The following is a 24,500-nucleotide window of genomic DNA, read 5'->3' as shown; positions in this document are numbered from 1 at the left end:
TTCGTTTCAACAGGACAAATGACAATGCCCGTGTCCCAGATGCGGGCATGACGAGGTGATTTTCGAAAAATGCCACGGCATCATCAGAAGAAGAGTTCCGCGCCCGGCGGCTCGCAGCGTCAGCTGCGCGTCGGCGAGCAGGTTCGCCACGCGATGGCCGATATTCTGGCGCAAGGCAATGTGCATGATGCCGACCTCGAAGGTCACATCATCACCGTGCCGGAGGTGCGGATGTCGCCCGACCTGAAGCTCGCAACGGTCTACGTGATGCCGCTCGGTGGCCGCGACACCGAGATCGTCATCGCTGCGCTCGAGCGCAACAAGAAGTTCTTGCGCGGCGAGGTCGCGCGGCGCGTTAACCTGAAATTTGCACCTGACATTCGCTTCCGCGTCGACGAACGATTCGACGAAGCGGAACGGATCGAGAAGCTTTTGCGAACGCCTGCGGTGCAGAAGGACCTGGAACAGGATCCGCATTCGGATCGGGAAGAAGAGCAATGACCATGGACCCCGCTCACGGCACGATCGGCGGCAACGACACCGATCAGCGCGACGCGCAGACCAACGATTTCGCGGAGATGGGCGGCAATTCGCAGCCGCATCAGGAGCCGCGCCGCGTCAACAACGATCCGCGCGCCAAGCAGCAGAAGGGCAACCAGGTCCGCCGCGACCGCCGCGACGTCCATGGCTGGGTCGTGCTCGACAAGCCGATCGGCATGACCTCGACGCAGGCCGTCGCCGTGCTCAAGCGCCTGTTCAACGCCAAGCGCGCCGGACACGCCGGCACGCTCGATCCGCTCGCCTCGGGGGGCTTGCCGATCGCGCTCGGGGAAGCCACCAAGACCGTCCCCTTCGTGATGGACGGCCGCAAGCGCTACCGCTTCACGGTCTGCTGGGGCCAGGAGCGCGATACCGACGACATCGAGGGCCGGGTGACCGCGACCTCGGACCAGCGACCGAGCCGGGAGGCCATCCTGGCCCTGCTGCCCCGCTTCACCGGGGTGATCGAGCAGATCCCGCCGCGCTATTCGGCGATCAAGGTCCAGGGCGAGCGCGCCTATGACCTCGCCCGCGACGGCGAGGTTGTGGAACTGGCGCCCCGCCCGGTCGAGATTCACCATTTAACCCTTGTCGATCAACCAGATAACGACCGGGCCGTGTTCGAGGCCGAATGCGGCAAGGGCACCTATGTGCGGGCGCTCGCCCGCGATATGGGCCGGATTCTCGGCACTTACGGCCATATCTGCGCGCTGAGGCGGACCCTGGTCGGCCCATTTGGCGAAAACGACATGATTCCGCTGGATCAGTTGGAGGCTTTGTGCGATAGAGCCGCGTCCGGCGAGGGCAGCCTCGCCGACGCGCTTTTGCCCGTTGAGACCGCGCTGGACGACATCCCGGCACTGGCCGTCACTCGGGCTGATGCGGCAAGGCTCCATCGGGGCCAGGCCGTTTTGTTGCGCGGACGGGATGCGCCCACTTGTAGCGGCACAGTCTATGTCACGGTGGCAGGCCGTCTTTTGGCGCTTGCCGAAGTTGGCAATGGCGAAATCATCCCCAAGCGTGTGTTCAACCTGACCGGCCTGACTGCCAGCCCCGGTCGCAACGAGAGAAATTGACGATGTCGATTGCCGCAGAACGCAAAGCGGAAGTCATCAAGACGAATGCCACCAAGGCCGGCGACACCGGCTCGCCCGAGGTTCAGGTCGCGATCCTGTCGGAACGCATCAACAACCTCACCAACCATTTCAAGACCCACGTGAAGGACAACCATTCGCGTCGTGGCCTCTTGAAGCTGGTCTCGACCCGCCGCTCGCTCCTCGACTACCTCAAGAAGAAGGACGAGGCGCGGTACAAGGCGCTGCTCGAGAAGCACAATATTCGTCGTTAAGAGTTCCTGCGCGCGCCACCGGCGCGCGTTTTCGCGCGTGGTTTCGAACGAAAGCGCTTGTTTTAAGCTTTTTGATCGAGGTTGCGCGCACGTCGGATGCAGGTCGTTGGCGGCCGGCATCCGGGCATGAACGGCGAAGACCGCGGTTCGGTGTTCGCAGTCGTGCCGACTGACAGTCCAGCGGCAATCCGGCGGCTGGGCACAACGGGCAAGGCGCCCGTATGACCCGAAAGGATGGACGCCATCCGACATCCAAAAACCATGGCAGGATCGCAGGACGCTGATCATCCGCTCCGATCAGCGTCCCGCAATCTTGCGCATGGTTTTTGTTTTTCGAGAGCCGTCCCTTCTTTCGAGAACCCATGAAAGAAGACCTCTATGTTCAATAAGCATTCAGTCGAGATCGACTGGGGCGGACGCCCACTCAAGCTCGAAACCGGCAAGATCGCCCGCCAGGCCGACGGCGCCGTCGTCGCCACCTATGGCGAGACCGTGGTGCTCGCCACCGTCGTCGCGGCGAAGGCGCCGCGCGAAGGCGTCGACTTCCTGCCGCTGACCGTCGATTACCAGGAAAAGGCCTACGCTGCGGGCCGCATTCCCGGTGGCTATTTCAAGCGCGAGGGCCGTCCGACCGAGAAGGAGACGCTGGTCTCCCGCCTGATCGACCGACCGATCCGCCCGCTGTTCGTCGACGGCTGGCGCAACGAGACCCAGGTGATCGTCACCGTGCTGTCGCACGATATGGAGAACGATCCCGACGTCGTGGCGATGGTCGCGGCCTCCGCGGCGCTGACGCTGTCCGGCGTGCCGTTCAAGGGCCCGATCGGCGCGGCCCGCGTCGGCTTCGCCAATGACGAGTTCATCCTCAATCCGACGCTCGACGAGATGGTCGACACCCAGCTCGACCTCGTCGTCGCCGGCACTGCCGACGCCGTGCTGATGGTGGAATCGGAAGCCAAGGAACTGAACGAAGACATCATGCTCGGCGCGGTGATGTTTGGTCACCGCCACTTCCAGCCTGTCATCAACGCGATCATCGAGCTCGCCGAGAAGGCCGCCAAGGAGCCGCGCGAAGTCACCGTCATCGACAACGCCGCGCTCGAGAAGGAGATGCTCGGCCTGGTCGAGCAGGAGCTGCGCGCCGCCTACGCGATTCCGATCAAGCAGCAGCGTTATGCCGCCGTCGGCGTCGTCAAGGAAAAGGTGATGGCCCACTACTTCCCGGAGGGCCAGGAGCCGAAATACGACAAGCTCCGTGTCGCCGGCGTGTTCAAGGAGCTCGAGGCCAAGATCGTTCGCTGGAATATCCTCGATACCGGCAAGCGCATCGACGGCCGCGACAGCAAGACGGTGCGCAACATCGTCGCCGAAGTCGGCGTGCTGCCCCGCGCCCACGGCTCGGCGCTGTTCACCCGCGGCGAGACCCAGGCGATGGTCGTGACCACGCTCGGCACCGGCGAGGACGAGCAGTACATCGACGCGCTGTCCGGAACCTACAAGGAAACGTTCCTGCTGCACTACAACTTCCCGCCCTATTCGGTCGGCGAGACCGGCCGCCTCGGCGGCACCAAGCGCCGCGAGATCGGCCACGGCAAGCTGGCCTGGCGCGCGATTCGTCCGGTGCTGCCGCCGCACCATGAATTCCCCTATACCACGCGCGTGGTCTCGGAGATCACCGAGTCCAACGGCTCGTCCTCGATGGCTTCGGTCTGCGGCGCCTCGCTGGCGCTAATGGATGCGGGCGTGCCGCTGAAGCGGCCGACCGCGGGCATCGCGATGGGCCTGATCCTCGAAGACAAGCGCTTTGCGGTTCTCTCGGACATCCTCGGCGACGAGGACCATCTCGGCGACATGGACTTCAAGGTCGCCGGCACGGAAGCGGGCATCACCTCGCTCCAGATGGACATCAAGATCGAGGGCATCACCGAAGAGATCATGAAGGTCGCGCTGGCTCAGGCCAAGGACGGCCGCATCCATATCCTCGGCGAGATGGCCAAGGCCCTCACCGCGGCCCGCGCCGAGCTCGGCGAATACGCGCCGCGCATCGAGACCTTCAAGATCGCCACCGACAAGATCCGCGAAGTGATCGGTACCGGCGGCAAGGTGATCCGCGAGATCGTCGAGAAGACCGGCGCCAAGGTCAACATCGAGGATGACGGCACCGTGAAGGTCGCCTCCAGCGACGGCGAGGCGATGAAGGCGGCGATCAAGTGGATCAAGTCGATCGCGTCCGATCCGGAAGTCGGCCAGATCTATGACGGCACTGTCGTCAAGGTGATGGAGTTCGGCGCCTTCGTGAACTTCTTCGGTTCCAAGGATGGTCTCGTCCACATCAGCCAGCTCGCGGCCAATCGCGTGCAGAAGACCTCGGACGTCGTCAAGGAAGGCGACAAGGTCAAGGTCAAGCTGCTCGGCTTCGACGACCGCGGCAAGACCCGCCTGTCGATGAAGGTGGTCGACCAGACCACGGGCGAAGACCTCGAAGGCAAGGACAAGGGCGGCGAGGGCGAGAAGGCCCCGCGCGAAGCCGCCGGCGAGTAAGGCCTCGCGACAGTCCGGAAACGCGAAGGGCGGCCGAGAGGCCGCCCTTTTTCTTTGCCGTGCCGCCTGCATCATCGCAGGCCATGCGCGCTTCCGCCGCAGCGTCGGAGTGACCGCGTTCGAAACCCGGACTGGTTGGTGTTGCGTAACTATCGTACCGCCGTACGCTTCATCAGCGGATCGTCCCAAGACAGGAGAACCAAATGACGTCCATATCCCGGCGCCGCCTCATGTTCACTGCAACCGGCCTCGTCGCGGCTGCCGCTGCCCCGCGTATGGCGTTTGCGCAAGCCGCCGCGGCGTCCGCAGGGCCGTTCAAGCTCGATCCTTTGGCCTATCGTGCGAATGCGCTGGAACCGCATATCGATGCCAAGACGATGGAGATCCACCACGACCGCCATCATCAGGCGTTCGTCACCAACCTGAACAATTTCGCCAAGGACAATCCGCAGATCGCGGGAAAGCCGGTCGGCGAGGTGCTCGGCAATCTCGGCGCCGTTCCCGACGCGATCCGCACTGGCGTCCGCAACAACATGGGCGGCCACGCCAACCACACGATGTTCTGGCAGATCATGGGACCGAACGGCGGCAAGCCGGAAGGTGCCCTGCTCGCTGCGATCGACAGCGATCTCGGTGGCATGGAGAAATTGCAAACGGACTTCAACGCTGCCGGCGGGCGCGTGTTCGGCTCGGGCTGGGTGTTCGTGACCGTCAGCAAGGACGGCAAGCTCGCAATCGAGACAAGGCCCAATCAGGACAATCCGATGATGGACGGCAAGCGGGCGCTGCTCGGCAACGACGTCTGGGAGCACGCCTATTACTTGAACTACCAGAACCGCCGCGCCGATTATCTCAAGGCATGGTGGAACACGTTGAATTGGAAGGTCGTGGGCGAGCGCTACGCTGCCGCGAAGGCAGGCACACTCGACGTGTGAGCACAATCGGAAACGATAAAAAGGGCGGCCTCTCGGCCGCCCTTTCTTGTGACTACTGCGCCCTCTCTCTCGCAAGCGGGAGAGGTGTCACCCTCATGCCGCGAGGTCGTAGCGGTCGAGATTCATCACCTTGGTCCAGGCCTTGGCGAAGTCCTTGACGAACTTCTCCTTGGAGTCCGAGGTGGCATAGACCTCGGCGAAGGCGCGAAGCTGCGAGTGTGCGCCGAAGATGAGATCGACGCGGGTGCCGGTCCACTTCACCGCATTGGTCTTGCGATCGCGTGCCTCGTAGGTGCCGTCGGCAGCGGCCGTCCACTGCGCGCTCATGTCGAGCAGGTTGACGAAGAAGTCGTTGCTCAGCGTTCCCACCTTGGTGGTGAGCACGCCGTGCTTCGAACCGTTCGAATTGGCACCGAGTACACGCAGGCCGCCGACCAGCACCGTCATCTCGGGGCCAGTGAGCCTGAGCAGCTGCGCACGATCGACCAGCGCTTCCTCCTGCTGCATGAACTGATGCCGCTTGCCGATGTAGTTGCGGAAACCATCGGCCCGCGGCTCCAGCGGTGCGAACGAGGCGGTGTCCGTCTCCTCCTGCGAGGCGTCCATGCGGCCCGGCGTGAAGCCGACCTTGACCTCGACGCCGGCGTCCTTGGCAGCCTTCTCGACCGCGGCGGTGCCGCCGAGCACGATCAGGTCCGCGAGCGAGACCTTCTTCGCGCCGGATGAGGCGTTGAAGTCCTTCTGGATCGCTTCGAGCTTGCCGAGCACCTTGGCGAGCTGGGCCGGGTCGTTCACCTCCCAGTCCTTCTGCGGAGCAAGGCGGATGCGCGCGCCGTTGGCGCCGCCGCGCTTGTCCGAGCCGCGGAACGTCGAGGCCGACGCCCAGGCCGTCGAGACCAACTCCGGCACCGTCAGGCCCGAGGCCAGGATCTTCGACTTGAGCGCCGCGATGTCCTGCTCGCCGACCAGCTCGTGGTTCACGGCCGGAATCGGGTCCTGCCAGATCAGCGTCTCCTTCGGCACCAGCGGGCCGAGATAGCGCTGGATCGGACCCATGTCGCGATGGGTGAGCTTGAACCAGGCGCGGGCAAAGGCGTCCGCGAACTGATCCGGGTTCTCCAGGAAACGTCGCGAGATCTTCTCGTAGGCGGGATCGAAGCGCAGCGACAGGTCGGTGGTCAGCATGGTCGGCCGATGCTTCTTCGACTTGTCGAAGGCGTCGGGAATGACGGCGTCGGCACCCTTCGCCGTCCACTGGTTCGCGCCGCCCGGGCTCTTGGTCAGCTCCCATTCGTACTTGAACAGGTTCTCGAAGAAGTTGTTGCTCCACTTCGTCGGCGTCGTCGTCCAGGTCACCTCGAGGCCGCTGGTGATGGAATCACCCGCAAGGCCCGAAGCGTGCTTGCTCTTCCAGCCAAGGCCCTGATCTTCCAGCGCGCCGGCTTCCGGCTCCGGGCCGACCAGCGACGGATCGCCCGCGCCATGGGTCTTGCCGAAAGTGTGGCCGCCGGCGATCAGCGCGACGGTTTCCTCGTCGTTCATCGCCATGCGGAAGAAGGTCTCGCGGATGTCCTTGGCCGCGGCGACCGGATCCGGCTTGCCGTTCGGACCTTCCGGATTGACGTAGATGAGGCCCATCTGCACCGCGCCGAGCGGCTCGGCGAGCTGGCGTTCGCCGCTGTAGCGCTCATCGCCGAGCCAGGTGCCTTCCGGGCCCCAATAGAGCTCTTCCGGCTCCCAGACGTCGGCGCGGCCGCCCGCAAAACCGAAGGTCTTGAAGCCCATCGATTCCAGCGCGACGTTGCCGGCGAGCACCATCAGATCGGCCCAGGAAATCTTGCGGCCATATTTCTGCTTGATCGGCCACAGCAGACGGCGGGCTTTGTCGAGATTGGCGTTGTCAGGCCAGGAGTTGAGCGGGGCGAAACGCTGCTGACCGGCGCCGGCGCCACCGCGGCCGTCGGTGATGCGGTAGGTGCCCGCGCTGTGCCAGGCCATGCGGATCATCAGGCCGCCGTAGTGACCGAAGTCGGCCGGCCACCATTCCTGCGAATCCGTCATCAGGGCGGTCAGGTCCTTGATGACCGCGTTCAGGTCGAGCGACTTGAACTCCTTGGCGTAATCGAAGTCCTTGTCCATCGGATCGGACTTGTCCGAATTCTTGTGCAGCACCTCGATGTTGAGCTGCGTCGGCCACCAATCGCGGTTTGTGCGCGTGGGTTTTCCGCCCGAAAACGGGCACTTCGAAGTGTCGTCCATGAATACCTCCTCTGGCGGCGTCGAACTCGCGCCCTTGACCAGGTAGAACCACTCTAAGCGCCGCCTCCTATCAGGGGAAGTTGACTTTAATGATCGCTGCGATAGGATTTTCTGATGATCAATCTGACGCTGCGCCAGCTCCGGTATTTCGACGCGCTGGCCCGTCACGGACATTTCGGCCGCGCGGCCGAGTCCTGCTCGATCTCGCAGCCGGCCCTGTCGATGCAGATCAAGGAGCTGGAGGAGGCGCTGGGCGGCCTGCTGCTGGAGCGCAGCGCCCGGCAGGTCGCGCTGACCCGGTTCGGCGAGGAGCTGGCGCAACGGGTCCGCGACATCCTGCGCTCGGTCGACGAGCTCGGCGATTTTGCGCGCGCTTCGCAAGACCGCTTCGCCGGCCGTCTGCGCATCGGCATGATCCCGACCATCGCGCCCTATTTGCTGCCCAAGATCACCAAGAATCTCACGCGCATGCATCCGGAGCTCGACATCCGCGTGCGCGAGACCATGACGCCGCGGCTGATCCAGGAACTGGTGGAGGGACGGCTCGACACCGCCATCGTGGCGCTGCCGGTGTCGGAGCCATCGCTCACCGAGGTCGCGCTGTTCGAGGAGAAATTCCTGCTGGTGCGGCCGGGCGCCGATGAAGGCACACCGGTGCCGTCACGCGAGATGATGCGCGAGATGCGGCTTCTGCTGCTCGAGGAGGGGCACTGCTTCCGCGACCAAGCGCTGTCGTTCTGCAACATGCAATCGGCGCCGCCGCGCGAGATGCTGGATGCGAACTCCCTGTCGACGCTGGTGCAGATGGTCAGCGCCGGCATCGGCGTCACCCTGATCCCGGAGATGGCGGTGCCGGTGGAGACGCGCTCCGCCTCGGTCTCGCTGGCGCGCTTCCGCGACCCCGAGCCGTCGCGCACCATCGGCATGGTCTGGCGCAAGACCAGCCCGCTGGCGCGGCAGCTGCTGCAGATTTCCGAGGTGGTGTGCCTGTCGGCCGGCAAGGTGCGCGCGCGGCAATCCCTGCGCAGCCAGAAGGCTTGACCGGCGGATGTCGCATCCGGTCATCCGCCCCGCCCGCGCGGCCGAGTACGACGAGATCGGGCGCGTCTGGATGGAGAGCTGGGTCTCGACCGGGCTCGCCGAAGCCAGCGACTTCCTGCTGGCGAACCTGCGGGCGCGCATCCGGCGCGAGATCGAGAACGGCTGGAGCCTGTTCGTCGCCGACGATCGCGGCACGATCGCCGCGATGCTGGCGCTGCATTTGCCGAAGCTCTATCTCGACATGCTGTTCGTCGCGCCCGCCTATCAGGGCCGATCGCTCGGCCGGAAGCTGCTCGCCTTCACGCGCACGCAAATGCCCGACGAGATGTATCTGCGCTGCGTCCGCGAGAACGAAAAGGCCTGGCGCTGGTACGAGCGCGAAGGCTTTGTGCTCGAGAGGGAAGAGATCGAGCCGTCGAACGGGTTCGTGATGAAGTGTTATCGGTGGAAGCGATAGTAGGCGCCGTACGCAGCTTGCTTGGGAGCCCCGCTGTCAACCTGCCGCGTTGACCAACATGTCGTTCGCGCAGCCGGCTCCTTGCCCAGACGTAGTGCGTTGCGAATGCGCTACAAACGCGTCATGAATCGCGCTGTTCGCTTCTCGCCGATGGAAGGTTCCCGCCATGATCAAGCTTTATTGGTCGCCCCGCTCGCGCTCGTTCACGACGCTCTGGCTGATGGAGGAGAGCGGCCTGCCCTATGAGCGCGTGCTGACCGACATCTCGACCGGCGCGCAGAAGGCGCCGGACTATCTGAAGATCAATCCGATGGGCAAGGTGCCGGCGCTGACCGACGGCGATGCCGCGCTCGCCGAAGCCGCCGCGATCTGCGCCTACATCGCCGACCGCTATCCCGAAACCAGGCTCGCGCCAGCCGTGACCGATCCGCGCCGGGCGCGCTACCTGCAATGGCTGTTCTTCTCGCCGGGCTGCATCGAGCCCGCCATTATCCAGATCTTCACCAAGATCGAGATCCCGACCTCGACCGCGGCCTGGGGCAGCGCGACGCAGGTGTTCGACGTGCTGGAGGCCGCGCTCGAGAAGGGCCCGTGGATTCTCGGCGAGGAATTTTCCGCAGCCGACGTCGTCATCGGCTCCGGCCTGAATTTCGCGGTGCGCCTGTTCAAGATGGTGCCGTCGCGCCCGGCGTTCGACGCCTATCTCGCGCGCTGCACGGCGCGGCCGGCCTTCCAGCGCGCGGAGAAGATCGCGGCGGGTTAAGCAAGCTCTCGTAGGGTAGGCAAAGCGAAGTAGCTGCAGTAGCCCGGATGGAGCGCAGCGCAATCCGGGGCAATCGCATCCGCGGATGAGCCTGTCCCGGATTTCGCTGCGCTCCATCCAGGCTACGAAGCTATTCCGATGACTTCAGATCATCCGGCCGCGGCATCAGGATGACGTTGTAGCCGGAATCCACATAATGGACTTCGCCGGTCACCCCGCCGGAGAGATCCGACAACAGATATAGCGCCGAGCCGCCGAGGTCGTCGAGCGTGACGCCGCGGCGCAGCGGCGAATGCTTCTGCATGAAGGCGAACATCGCCCGCGCCTCGCCGATGCCGGAGCCGGCGAGCGTGCGGATGGGGCCGGCGGAGATCGCGTTGACGCGGATGCCGCGCGGTCCGAAATCGGCGGCGAGATAGCGCACGGAGGCCTCCAGCGCCGCCTTGGCCACGCCCATCACGTTGTAGTTCGGCATCGCGCGCTCTGAGGCGCCGAAGGTCAGCGTGATCATGCTGCCCCCCTCCGTCATCAGCTCGGCGGCGCGCTTTGCGACCTCCGTGAACGAGAAGCAGGAGATCACCATGGTGCGCGAGAAATTCTCGCGGCTGGTGTCGGCATAGCGGCCCTTCAGCTCGTTCTTGTCGGCAAAGCCGATCGCGTGGATCACGAAGTCGAGCTTGCCCCACTTTTCGCGGAGCACCGCGAAGGTGGCATCGACGCTTGCGATGTCCTCGACGTCGCAAGGCAGCACCAGATCGACGCCGAGCTGCTCCGCCAGCGGCTTGACGCGCTTGCCGAGCGCCTCGCCCTGGAAGGTGAAGGCAAGCTCGGCGCCATGGGCATGAAGCGTCCGCGCCATGCCCCAGGCGATGGAATGATCATTGGCGATGCCCATGATCAGACCGCGCTTGCCTTTCATCAAACCTTCCATTGCCGCCATCGCTCCTATTTTCGACGTCATCGCCCGCGCAGGCGGGCGATCCAGTATTCCAGAGACCGTCGTGATAAATAGAGAAGCCGCGGCGTACTGGATGCCCCGCCTTCGCGGGGCATGACAAAGTCAGAGATCACGCATCCAGCCGGCTGAACACCAGCGTGGCGTTGGTGCCGCCGAAGCCGAAGGAGTTCGACAGCACGGTGCCGATCTTGGCGTTGTCGATGCGCTTGCGCACGATCGGCATGTCGGCGAACACGGGGTCGAGCTCCTGGATGTGCGCGCTCTCGCAGATGAAGCCGTTGTTCATCATCAGCAGCGAATAGATCGCTTCCTGCACGCCGGTGGCGCCGAGCGAATGGCCGGTCAGCGCCTTGGTCGCCGAGATCGGCGGGCACTTCTCGCCGACGCCGAATACTTTGCGGATCGCCTCTATCTCCGGCGGATCGCCGGCCGGCGTCGAGGTCGCGTGCGGGTTGATGTAGTCGACCTTGGTTTTCACCGTCGACATCGCCATGCGCATGCAGCGCTCGGCGCCTTCGCCCGACGGCGCCACCATGTCGTGGCCATCAGACGTCGCGCCATAGCCGACCACCTCGCCATAGATGCGCGCGCCGCGCGCCTTGGCATGCTCGAGCTCCTCCAGCACCAACACGCCGGCGCCGCCGGCGATGACGAAGCCGTCGCGATTGAGATCGTAGGGACGCGAGGCCGTGGCCGGCGTGTCGTTGTACTTCGAGGACATCGCGCCCATGGCGTCGAACAGCACCGACAGCGACCAGTCCAGCTCCTCGCAACCGCCGGCGAAGATGACGTCCTGCTTGCCGATCTGGATGGTCTCATAGGCATTGCCGACGCAATGGTTCGAAGTCGCGCAGGCCGAGGAGATCGAATAGTTCACGCCCTTGATCTTGAACCAGGTCGCGAGCGTCGCGGATGCCGTGGAGGACATCGCCTTCGGCACCGCAAACGGGCCGACGCGCTTCGGTCCCTTGGAGCGGGTGATGTCGGCGGCTTCGACGATGGTGCGCGCCGAGGGGCCGCCGGAGCCCATGATGATGCCGGTGCGGATGTTGGAGACTTCGTCGGGCGACAGGCCGGAATCCTGGATCGCCTGCTCCATCGCGATGTGATTCCACGCCGCGCCCTGGCCGAGGAAGCGCATCGCGCGGCGGTCGACCACCGTCGACGGATCGAGCGACGGCTCGCCTTGCACCTGCGAACGGAAGCCGAGCTCGGCATATTTCTCAGCCCGCGAAATGCCCGACTTCGCCTCGTGAAGGCTCGCAAGCACTTCCTGGGTGTTGTTTCCGATCGACGAGACGATGCCCATCCCGGTGACCACAACCCGCCTCATGACAGCCTCGCCTCAATCGTTGTCTTCTTAGTGATGCGCTCAGCCCAGGCTCGTGCCCTGCTTGAACAGGCCGACCTTCAGATCCTTGGCGCGATAGATAATCTGGTCATCGACCGAAAGCCACCCGTCGGCGATGCCGAGCACGAGCTTCGAACGCATCACGCGCTTGATATCGACGTTGTACACAACCTTGCGGGCGTCGGTCAGCACCTGGCCGCCGAACTTCAGCTCGCTCAGGCCAAGCGCCCGGCCGCGGCCTTCCCCCCCGCTCCAGCCGAGGTAGAAGCCGACCATCTGCCACAGCGCATCGAGTCCGAGGCAGCCGGGCATGACCGGATCGTTCTTGAAATGGCAGCCGAAGAACCAGAGGTCGGGCTTCACGTCGAGCTCGGCGCGCACCAGACCCTTGCCGAACTCACCGCCATTGTCGTTGATGTCGGTGATGCGGTCGAACATCAGCATCGGCGGCAGCGGCAGCTGGGCGTTGCCTGGGCCGAACATCTCGCCGCGGGCACAGGCCAGCAGATCTTCATAGTCGTAACCGTTGCGCCTGTTCAGCATTCACGAGCCTCTGTTCAAATCCCGATTGAGCGGCGTTCCTGGCGAAAATGGGCCCGTCTCGATCGGACCGCCAATCGCCACCGCCGGCCGCGACTTGCGCAAGCTTCGCATGGATTGCCAACCGGGCCTCCATGCCCGGCTGCGCCAAAATCGGCTAAGCGGAACCGCGCGCTCTCTAACACAGGCCATTTCGGGTAGCAAAGCGCAGAGATGAAGGTAAAATGACGGGCTCCCCCAACCGGTTCCGAGCCTAATTAGAACGTCTCTAGTTGCGAGAAACTTGCATCTGCATCTTTCTCTTCTTATGTTACAGGGAGATATTGTTCACGCGTGCCCGAAATCTTGGAAATGAACGAGAATACCGCGTCCCAACACGACGACGACCATGCCGCGGCCCTCCTGTCCGGCCGCCAGCCGGCCCTGACCGGGTGTCCCTGGCACGACGTCAACGAAATGCTGCAGTCCGCGGGGTTGCGGCCGACGCGCCAGCGCATGGCGCTGGGCTGGCTGCTGTTCGGCAAGGGCGCACGCCACCTCACGGCTGAAATGCTCTACGAGGAAGCCACCCTCGCCAAGGTCCCGGTGTCGCTGGCGACCGTCTACAACACGCTGAACCAGCTCACCGATGCCGGCCTGCTGCGCCAGGTCAGCGTCGACGGCACGAAGACCTATTTCGACACCAACGTCACCACCCACCACCACTATTATCTCGAGAACAGCCACGAGCTGGTCGACATCGAGGATCCGCATCTGGCGCTGTCCAAGATGCCGGAGGTGCCCGAGGGCTACGAGATCTCCCGCATCGACATGGTCGTGCGCCTGCGCAAGAAGCGCTGAGCTAATCCTGCATCACTGATTTGGTCGTCATGGCCGGGCATAGCCGTCCAAAGGGACGGCGTCGCTTGCGCTCGCCTATGTCCCGGCCATGCACGTTTTGGGACTAGTCAGAAGAGCGTGGATGCCCGGGACAAGCCCGGGCATGACGTTGGGGCGGCAGATTGCTCCGCCGCCCGACGGCGTCAGTTGACCTGCTCGTCCGAATAGACGCCCCAGAGGCGCTCCTGCTGGATCCAGCCGTCGAATCCATTACCGATGACGCGGCACCAGCCTGCGGCGCATTTCTTGACCTGGGTGACGACGCCGGCCTGGAGCTTGGCCGCAACCGCGCTGTCGGGATCGGGCCGGTCATAGATCGGAGCCAGATCGTCCTTGTGCTTCATGGTGACGACCGCGGTGCGGCGGCCCGACAGCAGCGAATGATAGACCCAGCCCTCGGCGCCTTCGGAATCGCGCACCCGGCGCCAGTTCTCGAACTCGGCGGTAATTTCGACCGGCAGACCGGCACGGGTGTAGACCCAGGCGACGTCATTGTCCTTGGTCGGGCCGGCGCGGACGTTCACGTGATCCGATTTGAGGCTGACATAGCGCGGCACCGGCAAGCCGCTGGTGGTCTGCGGGGTATTGTCCTTCGCCGCATGCGAGGGCCCGACCGAGGCGCTCAACCAAGTGCAAACGAGCGCCATCACCCAACAAAAACGCCCCAACGCCATCAACCCGTCTCCTTCGAAGACCCGGCACACCGGGCCCTCACCCCAAATTCCAAAACCCTGCCGCGCCTGCCCCTTCTCCCCGCCCCACGCGGGTTCCAAGCCTTGAGCCGTGGTTCTTGTCTTGGCCCGGCCTTCTGCTAGAGAGAACGGGCACTTGAGCAACCAATTGGCCCCGATTTTCCGGCCGGAAATGTCGGGTGAGCTTGGAGGAAACGCCGGGGACGGACACGGCAAGGGCAGTGTCGAACAACCGGGTTAATGAGGCCTCAACGACCGGCCTTTGGCGACAGAGGCGGCCTGCGATGTCTCATGAGAGCAGGACATGTCGGTGAAGAAAAAGCCCCTCGTCGTGGTGACGCGCAAGCTGCCGGATTCGATCGAGACGCGGATGCGCGAGCTGTTCGACGCGCGGATCAATCTCGACGACACGCCGATGTCGCCCGAGCAGATCGCGGAAGCCGCCCGCACCGCCGACGTGCTGGTTCCGACCGTGACCGATCACATCAGCGCCGAGGTCGTGAACCAGCCCGACTGCAAGCTCCGCCTGATCGCCAATTTCGGCAATGGCGTCGACAATATCGACGTCGCAGCCGCCCATGCCCGCGGCATCACCGTCACCAACACGCCGAAGGTGCTGACCGAAGACACCGCCGACATGACCATGGCGCTGATCCTCGCGGTGCCCAGGCGAATGATCGAAGGCGCCTCGATCCTGACCGAAGGCAAGCCCTGGGCCGGCTGGTCGCCGACCTGGATGCTCGGCCACCGCATCGGGGGCAAACGCCTCGGCATCATCGGCATGGGCCGCATCGGCCAGGCGGTGGCACGCCGCGCCCGCGCCTTCGGCCTGCAGATCCATTATCACAACCGCCGTCCCGTCGCCCCCGTGATCGCCGAGGAGCTGGGGGCGACCTATTGGGAAAGCCTCGACCAGATGCTGGCGCGGATGGACATCATCTCGGTGAACTGTCCGCACACGCCGGCGACCTATCACCTGCTCTCGGCGCGGCGGCTGAAGCTGATCCGAAAAGACGCCTATATCGTCAACACCGCGCGCGGCGAGGTCACCGACGAGGACACGCTGATCAAGCTGATCGAAGGCGGCGAGATCGGCGGCGCCGGCCTCGACGTCTACGAGCACGAGCCCGCGGTCAATCCGAAGCTGGTGCGGCTCGCCAGGGCCGGCAAGGTGACGCTGCTGCCGCATATGGGCTCGGCCACGATCGAAGGCCGCGTCGAGATGGGCGAGAAGGTGATCATCAACATCCGCACCTTCCTCGATGCCCACAAGCCGCCGGACCGCGTGCTCCCGAGCATGCTTTGAGGTTTACTTCCCGCGCCCTTCGCGCTTGCGCCAATCCGCAACGAAATCGATGAACGCGCGCAGCGCTGGCGGCGTCTGGCGCCGGCTCGGATAATACAGGAACGGGCCTGGAAACGGCTCGCACCATTCTTCCATCAGGCTGATCAGATCGCCCGACTTCACGGCATCGCCAACATAGCCGTCGAGCGTGGCCCAGATGCCGACGCCGTCGAGCGCGGCGCGCATCGCAAGATTCATATTGGTCGAGATCAGCTTCGCCGGCGGATCGACCTTCACCACCTGCCCGGCTCTCTCGAATTCCAGATCGTGCATGACGCCGCTCGAATAGCGTGCGCGGATGCAATCATGGTCGAGCAGGTCCTTTGGATGCTTCGGTCTGCCGCGCCGCGCGATGTAACCGGGCGAAGCGACCACGACGTAGCTCTGTGGGCCGCTCAGCGGGATCGCCACCATGTCCTGCGCGAGATGCTCGCCATAGCGCACGCCGGCGTCATAGCCCCCGCTCACGATGTCGACGAAGCCGCTTTCGCTGACGATGTCGAGATCGACCTGCGGATGGGCGCTCAGGAACGGCCCGGCCAACGGCGCCAGCACCAGATCGACCGCGGGCGGCGGCGCATTGATGCGCAGGCGGCCCGAGGCGACCCCGCGCAGGCCCCGGACCTGCTCCAGGGCATCGCCGACATCGCGTAGCGCCGGTGCGACGCGCGACAACAGCAGCTCGCCCGCCTCGGTCAGCGCGACGCTGCGGGTCGTGCGGTTCATCAGGCGCACGCCGAGACGTTCCTCCAGGTCCCGCAACCGTTGGCTAAGGCTCGATACGGACACGCGAATTTCGACCGCCGCCCGCCGGAAATTGCGGGTGCGGGCAACCGCCACGAAGACATCGAGATCGCGCAAATCGGGCTCGGCCATTGTTCGTCAATGTGAACAAGGCGTTCTGGATTGTCCAGCTTATCGGCGCAATCGCTCTGGCTCATATCTGGCCTCGTGACGCGGCGCAGCCGCCTTTTCGAGGATGATCATCATGGAACAGCGCAAACTCGGTTCAACCGGCCCGACCGTCTCCACATTCGGCCTCGGCTGCATGGGCATGTCGGAGGTCTACGGCGCCGCCGATCGCGGCGAGGCCATCGCCACGGTGCACGCGGCGCTCGACGGCGGCATCACCCTGCTCGACACCGGCGATTTCTACGCCATGGGGCACAACGAGATGCTGTTGCGGGAAGCCCTGAAGGAGGTGTCGCGCGAAAAGGTGCAGCTCAGCGTCAAGTACGGCGCGCTGCGCGGCCCCGCCGGTGAATTCGCGGGAATGGACACGAGGCCGGCGGCGACAAAGAACTTCCTCGCCTATTCGCTGCAGCGCCTCGGCACCGACTATGTCGACATCTACCGTCCCGCGCGTCTCGATCCCAATGTGCCGATCGAGGAGACCATCGGCGGTCTCGCCGATCTCGTGAAGGCCGGTTATGTCAGGCATATCGGCCTGTCCGAGGTCGGCTCCGACACCATCCGCCGCGCGCATGCGGTGCATCCGATCGCCGATCTCCAGATCGAATATTCGCTGATCGAGCGCGGCATCGAACGCGATATCCTGAAGACCTGCCGCGAGCTCGGCATTGGCATCACCGCTTACGGCGTGCTCGCGCGCGGCCTGATCAGCGGTCACTGGTCGAAGGACTCAGGCAGGGCCGGCCGTGACTACCGGCTGATGACGCCGCGCTTCCAGGGTGCGAACCTCGATACCAATCTCGCGCTGGTGGAGCAGCTGCGCGCAATCGCGAACGAGATCGGCGCAACGCCGGCACAGGTTGCGATCGCCTGGGTCGCTGCACAGGACAACGCGATCGTGCCGCTGGTTGGCGCCCGCACCCGCAACCGCCTCAGGGAAGCGCTTGGCGCAACGAAGGTGACGCTGACGCCGGTGCATGTCGCGGCGCTGGCCAAGGCGTTTCCACCCAATATCGCGGCCGGCACGCGCTACCCGGCCGAGCATATGGCGCATCTCGACAGCGAGAAGCCGGCGACGGCGTAACCGCGGCGATCAGCTGCGATGGACGCTGAGATCCTCGAACACGGGCCCGTCGCCGTTGAGCGGATTGGCGGGATCGCGTGAATAGCGCAGCGTCTCGAAGCGCATCGCGCGCGCATCGATCATCAGGAGGCGGCCGACGAGGCCGTCGCCGAAGCCGACGATCTCGCGGATGGCCTCCAGCGCCATCATCGAGCCGAGCACGCCCGCGAGCGCGCCCATGACGCCGGCCTCTGCACAGGCCGGCACCGTGCCGGGCGGCGGCGCTTCCGGAAACAGGCAGCGGTAGGTCGGATTGAACTCGCCCTGCTCGTTCGTCTCATGCGCGCGGATGGTGGTCAGCGAGCCGTCGAAGGTGCCGAGCGCCGCTGATATCAGCGGCCGCTTGGCGAAGAAGCAGGCATCGGAAACGAGATAGCGCGTCGAGAAATTGTCGGAGCCGTCGAGCACCAGGTCGTAATCGCCGATCAGGCCGAGCGCGTTATCCGCGTTGAGCCAGGTGGCGTGACCGATGAAGCGGACATGTGGGTTGAGCGCCGCGATCCGCTCGGCGGCACTCTCGACCTTGTGCCGGCCGATGTCGGGCGTCGTATGGATCACCTGGCGCTGCAGGTTGGACAGCGACACCACGTCGTCGTCGACCACGCCGAGCGTGCCAACGCCGGCGGCGGCCAGATACATCAGCGCGGGCGCGCCGAGCCCGCCGGCGCCGATCACCAGCACCGAGGCCCGCTTCAGCGCCGCCTGGCCGGGGCCGCCGACGTCGCGCAACACGATGTGGCGGGCATAGCGTTCGAGTTCGTCCGGGCTCAGCACCTTCTCTTACTCCTGAACCGCCCCATCATTGTTCGCGACCAACGAGATGTGCTTCAATCGCACGCTTTTCAATGTTCTGGCGTTCAACGGGCTGGTTGGATTTGTCATGAGATCGATGCTTGCGGCAACACTGATGTTGGCGGCTGCCACGGGCGCGCACGCCCAGATGACGACGCCCCAAGTGCCAGGCGCCACCCCGAAGACGGTCCAGACCGTTCCGGTCAAGCCCCCTGCGATGCAGACGCCGTCCGCGACGGCCGATGCCATGGCCAAAGCCGAGCGGCTGGCCCTGCAGTCCGACCTCGCCTGGGTCGGACAATATAACGGCGCCATCACCGGCGACGTCAGCGAGCGCATGGTCAACGCCATCAAGGAGTACCAGAAGGCCAAGGGCGGCAAGCCGACCGGTGTGCTCAATCCGCAGGAGCGCACCGCGCTCACTGAGGCGGCACGCAAGAAGCAGGAGAGCGTCGGCTGGAAGATCGTGACGGAGCCGACCAGCGGCGCCCGGCTCGGCATTCCCGGCAAGCTGGTGCCGCAGCAGGCAAGCGACGCCAACGGCTCGAAATGGACCTCGCCGACAGGGACGGTGCAGGTGGTTCTCAGCCGCCGCAAGGAAGTGAGCCCGACCTCGGCCAAGCTCGCCGATCTCGAGAAGGAGCCGTCCGGCCGCAAGGTCGATTACACCGTGGTGAAGCCGGATTTCTTCGTGCTGTCGGGCTTGCAGGGCCAGAAGAAGTTCTACGTCCGCGGCACCTTCAAGGGTGACGAGGTCCGCACCATGACGATCCTCTACGACCAGGCGACAGAGAATACGGTCGAGCCGGTCGTGATCGCGATGTCGAGCGCGTTCAACGCGTTTCCGTCGGGACCGCTGGCCGGGCCGCCGCCGCGCAAGACCGTTGAGTACGGCACCGGCATCGTCGTCAGCGAGGACGGCGCGATCGTCACCGACCGCCTCGTCACCGACGGCTGCCTCGCGATCACGATCGCCGGCCATGGCAGCGCCGACCGTCTCGCCGAGGACAAGGAGCACGATCTCGCGCTGCTGCGCATCTACGGCGCGCGCGACCTGAGGCCGCTCAGCCTCGCCGGAGGGGCCGCGAAGACCAATGTCGATGTCGTCGGCATCGCCGATCCGCAAAGCCAGGGCGGCGCCGCCGCCGTGTCGAACCTCAAGGCCGCGTTGACGCCGGCGATGAGCAGCAATTCCGCGCTCTCGCCGCCGCCAGCGGTCGGCTTCTCCGGCAGCCCGGCCGTCGACGGCGACGGCAAGTTCGCCGGCATCGCGCTGCTGAAGCCGGCGGTGGTCGCGGGACCCGCGACGTCGGTGCCGGCATCACAGGCGATGATGGTCTCTGCCGAGGCGGTGCGCGGGTTTCTCAAGGCGAAGGGCGTCAGCCCGAATGGCACGTCGACCGACGCCAAAGCCGCCGTCGTGCGCGTGATCTGCGTGCGCAAGTAGGTCTCGTGCCCCTGGACGCGTTGCAGCGCTTGCGCTGCCGCGCAGAGCCGGGGCACGGCGGTGCGGGCCACCTTACGTACGATTACGGAGCCGGTAATGGTACGGATTCGCTGGCATTCGCGATTCCGCCATCATCGTTGCCGTTGATTCGGACCTCCGCGATCCCCTTTGGATCGGGCCGGCACGTCCTGAGCGAGAAGCGCTCAGCATCCAGAAGCGATGCACGTTCGCGTGGCGTATCCCTGACCCAGCACTCCAAAGGATTGACCTTCAATGCACACGATCGTACTGGCCACCCAAAAGGGCGGCAGCGGCAAGAGCACGCTCGCCATCGGCCTCGCCTTGGCCGCCAAGCAGGCCGGCTTCACCGTCCGCCTGATCGAGACCGACCCGCAGGGCACCCTCTCCAACTGGCAGCGCCGCCGCTCTACCGACGATCTCGTCGTCGAGCCGATCTATCACGCCGCCGATATCGCGCCGCGTCTCAAGATGCTCGCCGACAGCGGCCTCCAGCTCGCGATCGTCGACACCGCCGCCGGCCTCAGCGCCGCCACCACCGCCGCGATCCGCCATTCCGACCTCTGCCTGATCCCGGCCCGTCCCAGCGTCGCCGACATCGAGGCGACCGTCTCGACGCTCAGCGTCGCCCGCGCCTGGAAGCGGCCTTACAGCTTCGTGCTCAACCAGACGCCGATCCGCGGACAGCGCATCGACAACGCCGCGACCGCGCTCGCCGAGGAAGCCGCGCTCGATCTTGCCGAGGTGCTCGCGCGTCCGCTGATCGTGATGCGCAACGATCACCAGGACGCGCTTGCGAGCGGCCTTGCCGTGAGTGAATTCGCGCCGAACGGCAAATCGGCGGACGAGATCCGCGGCCTCTGGCGCTGGATCGAGACCCGGCTCGAGCTCGAAGCCACCACCAATGTCCTGATCGACCAGGTCATCTCGGCTGCGCACGGCATGCTGCAGATCGCTGCGGAACAGGCGGCGGACGAGACCACGGCACTGGCGTCCTGAGCGGGGCGATCGCTCGGACGACAGTCGGGCTCTTCGCCATCCGGTGAACGGGCCCAAGCGACGAAGCAGTTCGGCCACCAGCCCGGCCGGATTGCTTCGCCTCGCGCGTTGTAGCGAGGGCTCCCGTAGCCTGGATGAAGCGAAGCGCAATCCAGGAAGGTCTCTCCGCGGAGAGGCCGGCCCCGGATTACGCTGCGCTCCATCCGGGCTACGACGCTGCGGCAATCCCGACGGTCACTTTTGACATTTCGCGCACCAGAACGTCGAACGACCGTTCTGCACGAACCGCTTGATCGTGCCGCCGCAGCGCGGCGTCGTGCATTTTTCGCCTTCGCGGTCATAGACCCTGAACGAATGCTGGAAATAGCCGAGCTCGCCCGAGGTCTGGCGATGGTCGCGCAAGCTGGAGCCGCCGGCCTTGATGGCATCGTTCAGCACGGTGTGGATCGCGCCGACCAAGCGCTGCGCATGATCCGTCGGCTCGCCCTTCCTGGTGGATAGCGTCGCAGCAATGCGCCGCGGCGACAGATGCGAGCGGTGCAGCGCCTCGCAGACATAGATGTTGCCGAGCCCGGCCACCACGCGCTGGTCGAGCAGCGCGGCCTTCAGGCTGGTGGTCTTGCCTTGGCAGGAGCGCGCCAGCATCGCGGCGTCGAATTCGTTGCCGAGCGGCTCGGGGCCGAGCCCGCGCAGCAGCGGCTCGTCTTCGAGCGCGCCACGCGCAATCACTTTCATGTATCCGAAGCGGCGCGGATCGTTGAAGACGATGTCGGCGCCCGAGGACATCCGAAACAGCACGTGGTCGTGGGCGGAATCCTTGGCCTTCGGATAATGAAACTCGCCTGGCTGAGCCTCGTTGTCCGGCTTGATGACGCGGAACGAGCCCGACATGCCCAGATGCATCAAGAGCACGTCGCCCGAGGCGAGATCGGCCATGAGATATTTTGCACGGCGCCCGAGGCCCGTGACGACTTGCCCCCTGAGCCGGGCCACGAAGTCGGGCTGGAACGGAAAGCGCAAATCTGGCCGGCGGGCCTCCGCATCGAGGATTTTCGCGCCCTCCATCACGGGCTGAAGGCCGCGGCGGACGGTCTCGACTTCGGGCAATTCAGGCATGGTCGGGCATTCACCTTATGAAGGCGGTGTGATAGCGCCATTGCGGCGGGCGGGCTATGGTCCGCCGAGTGGAGTAGAGTAATGGATCGGCCGGGCGAAACCACGCATTTTGGCTTCAGGGACGTTCCCCTCGGGGACAAGCAGACGCTGGTGAACGATGTGTTTCGCAGCGTGGCGTCGCGCTATGACCTGATGAACGATTTGATGTCCGGTGGCCTGCACCGGGTCTGGAAGGACATCATGATCACCGCGCTGGATCCGCCGAGGGGCGACCGGCCGTTCGCGCTGCTTGACGTCGCCGGCGGCACCGGCGACATCTCGTTCCGTGCCGCCAAGTCCGCCGGCCCCGGCTTCCACGCCACGGTGTGCGACATCAATGCGGACATGCTGGCCGTGGGGCGCGAACGCGCCGCCAAGCGTCATCTGGACACCCAGGTCGATTTCGTCGAAGGCAATGCCGAATCGCTCGGCTTCGCCGACCGCAGCTTCGATGCCTATACGATCGCTTTCGGCATCCGCAACGTGCCCCGGATCGACCTTGCGCTGCGCGAGGCCTATCGCGTGCTGAGACCCGGCAGCCGCTTCCTGTGCCTGGAATTCTCCACTGTCGAGATGCCCGGCCTCGACAAGCTCTATGATCTGTTCTCGTTCAAGGTGATCCCCCCGCTCGGGCGCATGGTCACGGGCGACGCCGAATCGTACCAGTATCTCGTCGAGTCCATCCGCAAATTTCCGAAGCCCGCCGCCTTCGCCGACATGATCCGCGAGGCCGGCTTTGCCCGCGTCAGCTGGCAGACACTCTCCGGCGGCATCGTCGCATTGCATTCGGGCTGGCGTTTGTGATCTCTGCCGTCACCCACATTGCGCGCCTGATCCGCGCCGCGTTCGTGTTTGCGCACGAAGGCGTGTTCGGCGCGGTCGATCCGAGCCTGGTGCCGCCGCCGGGACAGCTCGCGCTGAAGCTGGCGCGCATCATCGAGCGCCGTGGCGCCAAGCAGGGACCGCGGATCTCGCGCGCGCTGACGCGGATGGGCCCGGCCTATCTCAAGCTCGGCCAGTTCCTGGCCACGCGCCCCGACGTGGTCGGCGTCATCATGGCGCGCGACCTCGAAAGCCTGCAGGACCGCCTGCCGCCGTTTCCGCAGCAGGAAGCCGAGGCCACGATCGCGACCTCGCTGGAACGGCCGCTGACGGACATCTTTGTGAGCTTCGGCCCGCCGGTCGCGGCGGCCTCGATCGCGCAAGTGCATCGCGGCGAGGTGGTGCGCGACGGCATCCGCAAGTCCGTCGCGATCAAGGTGCTGAGACCCAACGTCGCCGCGCGCTTCCGCCGCGATCTCTCCGATTTCTTCTACGTCGCGCACAAGGCTGAGGCCTATTCGGCCGAGGCGCGGCGCCTGCGCCTGATCGAGGTCATCAACACCATGTCGCGCTCGGTCGCGATGGAGATGGACCTACGGTTAGAGGCTGCCGCGCTGTCGGAGATGGCGGAGAACACGCGCGACGATCCCGATTTCCGCGTGCCCGCCGTCGACTGGGACCGCACCACGCACAACGTGCTGACGATGGAATGGATCGACGGCATCGCGCTGAACGATCACAAGCGCCTCGCCGAGGCGCGGGTCGACCTGCCCGATCTCGGCCGCAAGGTGATCCAGAGCTTCCTGCGCCACGCGCTGCGCGATGGCTTCTTCCATGCCGACATGCATCCGGGCAATCTGTTCCTGGATGACGCCGGCCGCCTCGTCGCGGTCGATTTCGGCATCATGGGCCGGCTCGGCATGAAGGAGCGGCGCTTCCTCGCCGAGATCCTGCTTGGCTTCATCACCCGCGATTATCGCCGCGTGGCCGAGGTGCATTTCGAGGCCGGCTATGTGCCCGCGCATCATTCGGTCGAGAATTTCGCGCAAGCCATCCGCGCCATCGGCGAGCCGATCCACAACCGCACGGCGGAAGAGATCTCGATGGCGCGGCTGCTCACGCTGCTGCTCGAGGTCACCGGCCTGTTCGACATGACGACGCGGCCCGAGCTGATCCTGCTGCAGAAGACCATGGTGGTGGTCGAGGGCGTGGCGCGCGGCTTCGATCCCAAGCTCGACATCTGGCGGATCGCCGATCCCGTGGTGCGCGAATGGATCGAGCGCAACCTCGGACCCATCGGCCGCATCGAGGGCGCGCTCACAGGGACCGGGGACATCGCGCGGGTCTTGATGCGCCTGCCTGAGATCGCCGAGCGGTCGGTGAAGGTGCTCGAGCAGCTCGAGACCATGACGCGGGAGGGCATCAGGCTTTCGCCGGAGAGCATCGCGGCGATGGGACGCAGCGAGGGCCGCAAGAACCGCTGGCGCACCGTCGCGCTCTGGATCATCGCCGCGACCTTCATCGGGATTCTGATCGCCGTCCGGAATCTGTGATTGCACTGCAATCACTGGAGTGATAGCATC

The 24,500-nt window shown here is 65.2% G+C and carries 23 protein-coding genes; 15 read left to right on the top strand and 8 right to left on the bottom strand.

From position 1 onward, the window contains the following. The first annotated feature begins 69 nt into the window (after nucleotides 1–69). From rbfA to I6F09_RS29765, 5 genes are all read left to right on the top strand, one after another. Nucleotides 70–501, top strand: coding sequence for a 30S ribosome-binding factor RbfA (gene rbfA / locus I6F09_RS29785; protein ID WP_036008998.1), 432 nt, complete (start codon nucleotides 70–72; stop codon nucleotides 499–501). After that, on the top strand, nucleotides 498–1,616 hold the full coding sequence (gene truB, locus I6F09_RS29780; RefSeq protein ID WP_225189670.1) for a tRNA pseudouridine(55) synthase TruB: 1,119 nt from the start codon (nucleotides 498–500) through the stop codon (nucleotides 1,614–1,616). The genes rbfA and truB overlap by 4 nt, the downstream gene beginning before the upstream one ends. 2 nt (nucleotides 1,617–1,618) lie before the next feature. Next, on the top strand, nucleotides 1,619–1,888 hold the full coding sequence (gene rpsO / locus I6F09_RS29775) for a 30S ribosomal protein S15 (RefSeq protein WP_008540131.1): 270 nt from the start codon (nucleotides 1,619–1,621) through the stop codon (nucleotides 1,886–1,888). Nucleotides 1,889–2,266: 378 nt separating this feature from the next. Continuing rightward, entirely contained in the window at nucleotides 2,267–4,429 is a 2,163-nt protein-coding gene (gene pnp / locus I6F09_RS29770) for a polyribonucleotide nucleotidyltransferase (protein WP_036009004.1), read from the top strand. Nucleotides 4,430–4,632: 203 nt separating this feature from the next. Beyond that, nucleotides 4,633–5,364, top strand: a complete 732-nt coding sequence (locus tag I6F09_RS29765) for a superoxide dismutase (RefSeq protein ID WP_276573879.1) — start codon at nucleotides 4,633–4,635, stop codon at nucleotides 5,362–5,364. A 93-nt stretch (nucleotides 5,365–5,457) separates the two neighbouring features. Here the strand turns inward: I6F09_RS29765 and katG are convergent, their stop codons facing one another. After that, entirely contained in the window at nucleotides 5,458–7,623 is a 2,166-nt protein-coding gene (katG, locus tag I6F09_RS29760; RefSeq protein WP_225189669.1) for a catalase/peroxidase HPI, read from the bottom strand. A gap of 114 nt (nucleotides 7,624–7,737) precedes the next feature. Here katG and I6F09_RS29755 point away from each other — a divergent pair, with 114 nt between their 5' ends. The 3 genes from I6F09_RS29755 to I6F09_RS29745 all read left to right on the top strand — a co-directional run bounded on the left by I6F09_RS29755 (nucleotide 7,738) and on the right by I6F09_RS29745 (nucleotide 9,884). Then, on the top strand, nucleotides 7,738–8,664 hold the full coding sequence (locus I6F09_RS29755; protein WP_172788574.1) for a hydrogen peroxide-inducible genes activator: 927 nt from the start codon (nucleotides 7,738–7,740) through the stop codon (nucleotides 8,662–8,664). 7 nt (nucleotides 8,665–8,671) lie between these two features. Then, nucleotides 8,672–9,121: a GNAT family N-acetyltransferase gene (locus I6F09_RS29750; protein WP_225135256.1), complete on the top strand. Its 450-nt coding sequence runs from the start codon at nucleotides 8,672–8,674 to the stop codon at nucleotides 9,119–9,121. 166 nt (nucleotides 9,122–9,287) lie between these two features. Further along, the gene (locus tag I6F09_RS29745) at nucleotides 9,288–9,884 is read left to right on the top strand and encodes a glutathione S-transferase family protein (protein ID WP_036024484.1); all 597 of its coding nucleotides are present in this window, start codon (nucleotides 9,288–9,290) and stop codon (nucleotides 9,882–9,884) included. Between the two features lie 130 nt (nucleotides 9,885–10,014). Here I6F09_RS29745 and fabI read toward each other — a convergent pair whose 3' ends face one another. From fabI to fabA, 3 genes are all read right to left on the bottom strand, one after another. Further along, on the bottom strand, nucleotides 10,015–10,815 hold the full coding sequence (gene fabI, locus I6F09_RS29740) for an enoyl-ACP reductase FabI (RefSeq protein WP_036024482.1): 801 nt from the start codon (nucleotides 10,813–10,815) through the stop codon (nucleotides 10,015–10,017). Nucleotides 10,816–10,951: 136 nt separating this feature from the next. Continuing rightward, nucleotides 10,952–12,175 (bottom strand): beta-ketoacyl-ACP synthase I, encoded by a 1,224-nt coding sequence (gene fabB / locus I6F09_RS29735; RefSeq protein WP_036024480.1) that lies wholly within the window; start codon nucleotides 12,173–12,175, stop codon nucleotides 10,952–10,954. 39 nt (nucleotides 12,176–12,214) lie between these two features. Then, nucleotides 12,215–12,736 (bottom strand): bifunctional 3-hydroxydecanoyl-ACP dehydratase/trans-2-decenoyl-ACP isomerase, encoded by a 522-nt coding sequence (gene fabA / locus I6F09_RS29730; protein ID WP_036009034.1) that lies wholly within the window; start codon nucleotides 12,734–12,736, stop codon nucleotides 12,215–12,217. Between the two features lie 348 nt (nucleotides 12,737–13,084). Here fabA and irrA point away from each other — a divergent pair, with 348 nt between their 5' ends. Continuing rightward, nucleotides 13,085–13,573: an iron response transcriptional regulator IrrA gene (gene irrA, locus I6F09_RS29725; RefSeq protein WP_036009037.1), complete on the top strand. Its 489-nt coding sequence runs from the start codon at nucleotides 13,085–13,087 to the stop codon at nucleotides 13,571–13,573. Between the two features lie 182 nt (nucleotides 13,574–13,755). Here the strand turns inward: irrA and I6F09_RS29720 are convergent, their stop codons facing one another. Next, nucleotides 13,756–14,286, bottom strand: a complete 531-nt coding sequence (locus I6F09_RS29720) for an SH3 domain-containing protein (protein ID WP_036009040.1) — start codon at nucleotides 14,284–14,286, stop codon at nucleotides 13,756–13,758. 322 nt (nucleotides 14,287–14,608) lie between these two features. Between I6F09_RS29720 and I6F09_RS29715 the strand changes: the two genes are divergently transcribed. Then, the gene (locus I6F09_RS29715; protein ID WP_036009043.1) at nucleotides 14,609–15,610 is read left to right on the top strand and encodes a D-glycerate dehydrogenase; all 1,002 of its coding nucleotides are present in this window, start codon (nucleotides 14,609–14,611) and stop codon (nucleotides 15,608–15,610) included. A gap of 3 nt (nucleotides 15,611–15,613) precedes the next feature. Here I6F09_RS29715 and I6F09_RS29710 read toward each other — a convergent pair whose 3' ends face one another. After that, nucleotides 15,614–16,525: a LysR family transcriptional regulator gene (locus I6F09_RS29710; protein WP_036040912.1), complete on the bottom strand. Its 912-nt coding sequence runs from the start codon at nucleotides 16,523–16,525 to the stop codon at nucleotides 15,614–15,616. A 112-nt stretch (nucleotides 16,526–16,637) separates the two neighbouring features. Here I6F09_RS29710 and I6F09_RS29705 point away from each other — a divergent pair, with 112 nt between their 5' ends. Next, nucleotides 16,638–17,645: an aldo/keto reductase gene (locus tag I6F09_RS29705; protein ID WP_225189668.1), complete on the top strand. Its 1,008-nt coding sequence runs from the start codon at nucleotides 16,638–16,640 to the stop codon at nucleotides 17,643–17,645. 9 nt (nucleotides 17,646–17,654) lie between these two features. On the opposite strand, the gene moeB is transcribed toward I6F09_RS29705, so the two are convergent. Continuing rightward, nucleotides 17,655–18,458 carry a molybdopterin-synthase adenylyltransferase MoeB gene (gene moeB / locus I6F09_RS29700; RefSeq protein ID WP_225189667.1) on the bottom strand — a complete coding sequence of 268 codons (804 nt, stop codon included), beginning with the start codon at nucleotides 18,456–18,458 and terminating at the stop codon, nucleotides 17,655–17,657. Nucleotides 18,459–18,564: 106 nt separating this feature from the next. Here moeB and I6F09_RS29695 point away from each other — a divergent pair, with 106 nt between their 5' ends. Continuing rightward, nucleotides 18,565–19,923, top strand: a complete 1,359-nt coding sequence (locus tag I6F09_RS29695) for a serine protease (RefSeq protein WP_225189666.1) — start codon at nucleotides 18,565–18,567, stop codon at nucleotides 19,921–19,923. 273 nt (nucleotides 19,924–20,196) lie between these two features. Continuing rightward, nucleotides 20,197–20,940, top strand: a complete 744-nt coding sequence (locus tag I6F09_RS29690) for a ParA family protein (protein ID WP_036009049.1) — start codon at nucleotides 20,197–20,199, stop codon at nucleotides 20,938–20,940. A gap of 234 nt (nucleotides 20,941–21,174) precedes the next feature. Here I6F09_RS29690 and mutM read toward each other — a convergent pair whose 3' ends face one another. Continuing rightward, on the bottom strand, nucleotides 21,175–22,056 hold the full coding sequence (gene mutM, locus I6F09_RS29685) for a bifunctional DNA-formamidopyrimidine glycosylase/DNA-(apurinic or apyrimidinic site) lyase (RefSeq protein ID WP_225189665.1): 882 nt from the start codon (nucleotides 22,054–22,056) through the stop codon (nucleotides 21,175–21,177). 81 nt (nucleotides 22,057–22,137) lie between these two features. On the opposite strand from mutM, the gene ubiE reads away from it, so the two are divergent. After that, entirely contained in the window at nucleotides 22,138–22,899 is a 762-nt protein-coding gene (gene ubiE, locus I6F09_RS29680) for a bifunctional demethylmenaquinone methyltransferase/2-methoxy-6-polyprenyl-1,4-benzoquinol methylase UbiE (protein ID WP_225113800.1), read from the top strand. Beyond that, nucleotides 22,896–24,470 (top strand): 2-polyprenylphenol 6-hydroxylase, encoded by a 1,575-nt coding sequence (gene ubiB, locus I6F09_RS29675; protein WP_225142412.1) that lies wholly within the window; start codon nucleotides 22,896–22,898, stop codon nucleotides 24,468–24,470. The genes ubiE and ubiB overlap by 4 nt, the downstream gene beginning before the upstream one ends. Nucleotides 24,471–24,500: the final 30 nt, after the last annotated feature.

The organism is Bradyrhizobium sp. IC3195, from assembly GCF_020193585.1.
GTDB lineage: Bacteria > Pseudomonadota > Alphaproteobacteria > Rhizobiales > Xanthobacteraceae > Bradyrhizobium > Bradyrhizobium yuanmingense.
This window is presented reverse-complemented; position numbering and strand designations above follow the sequence as displayed.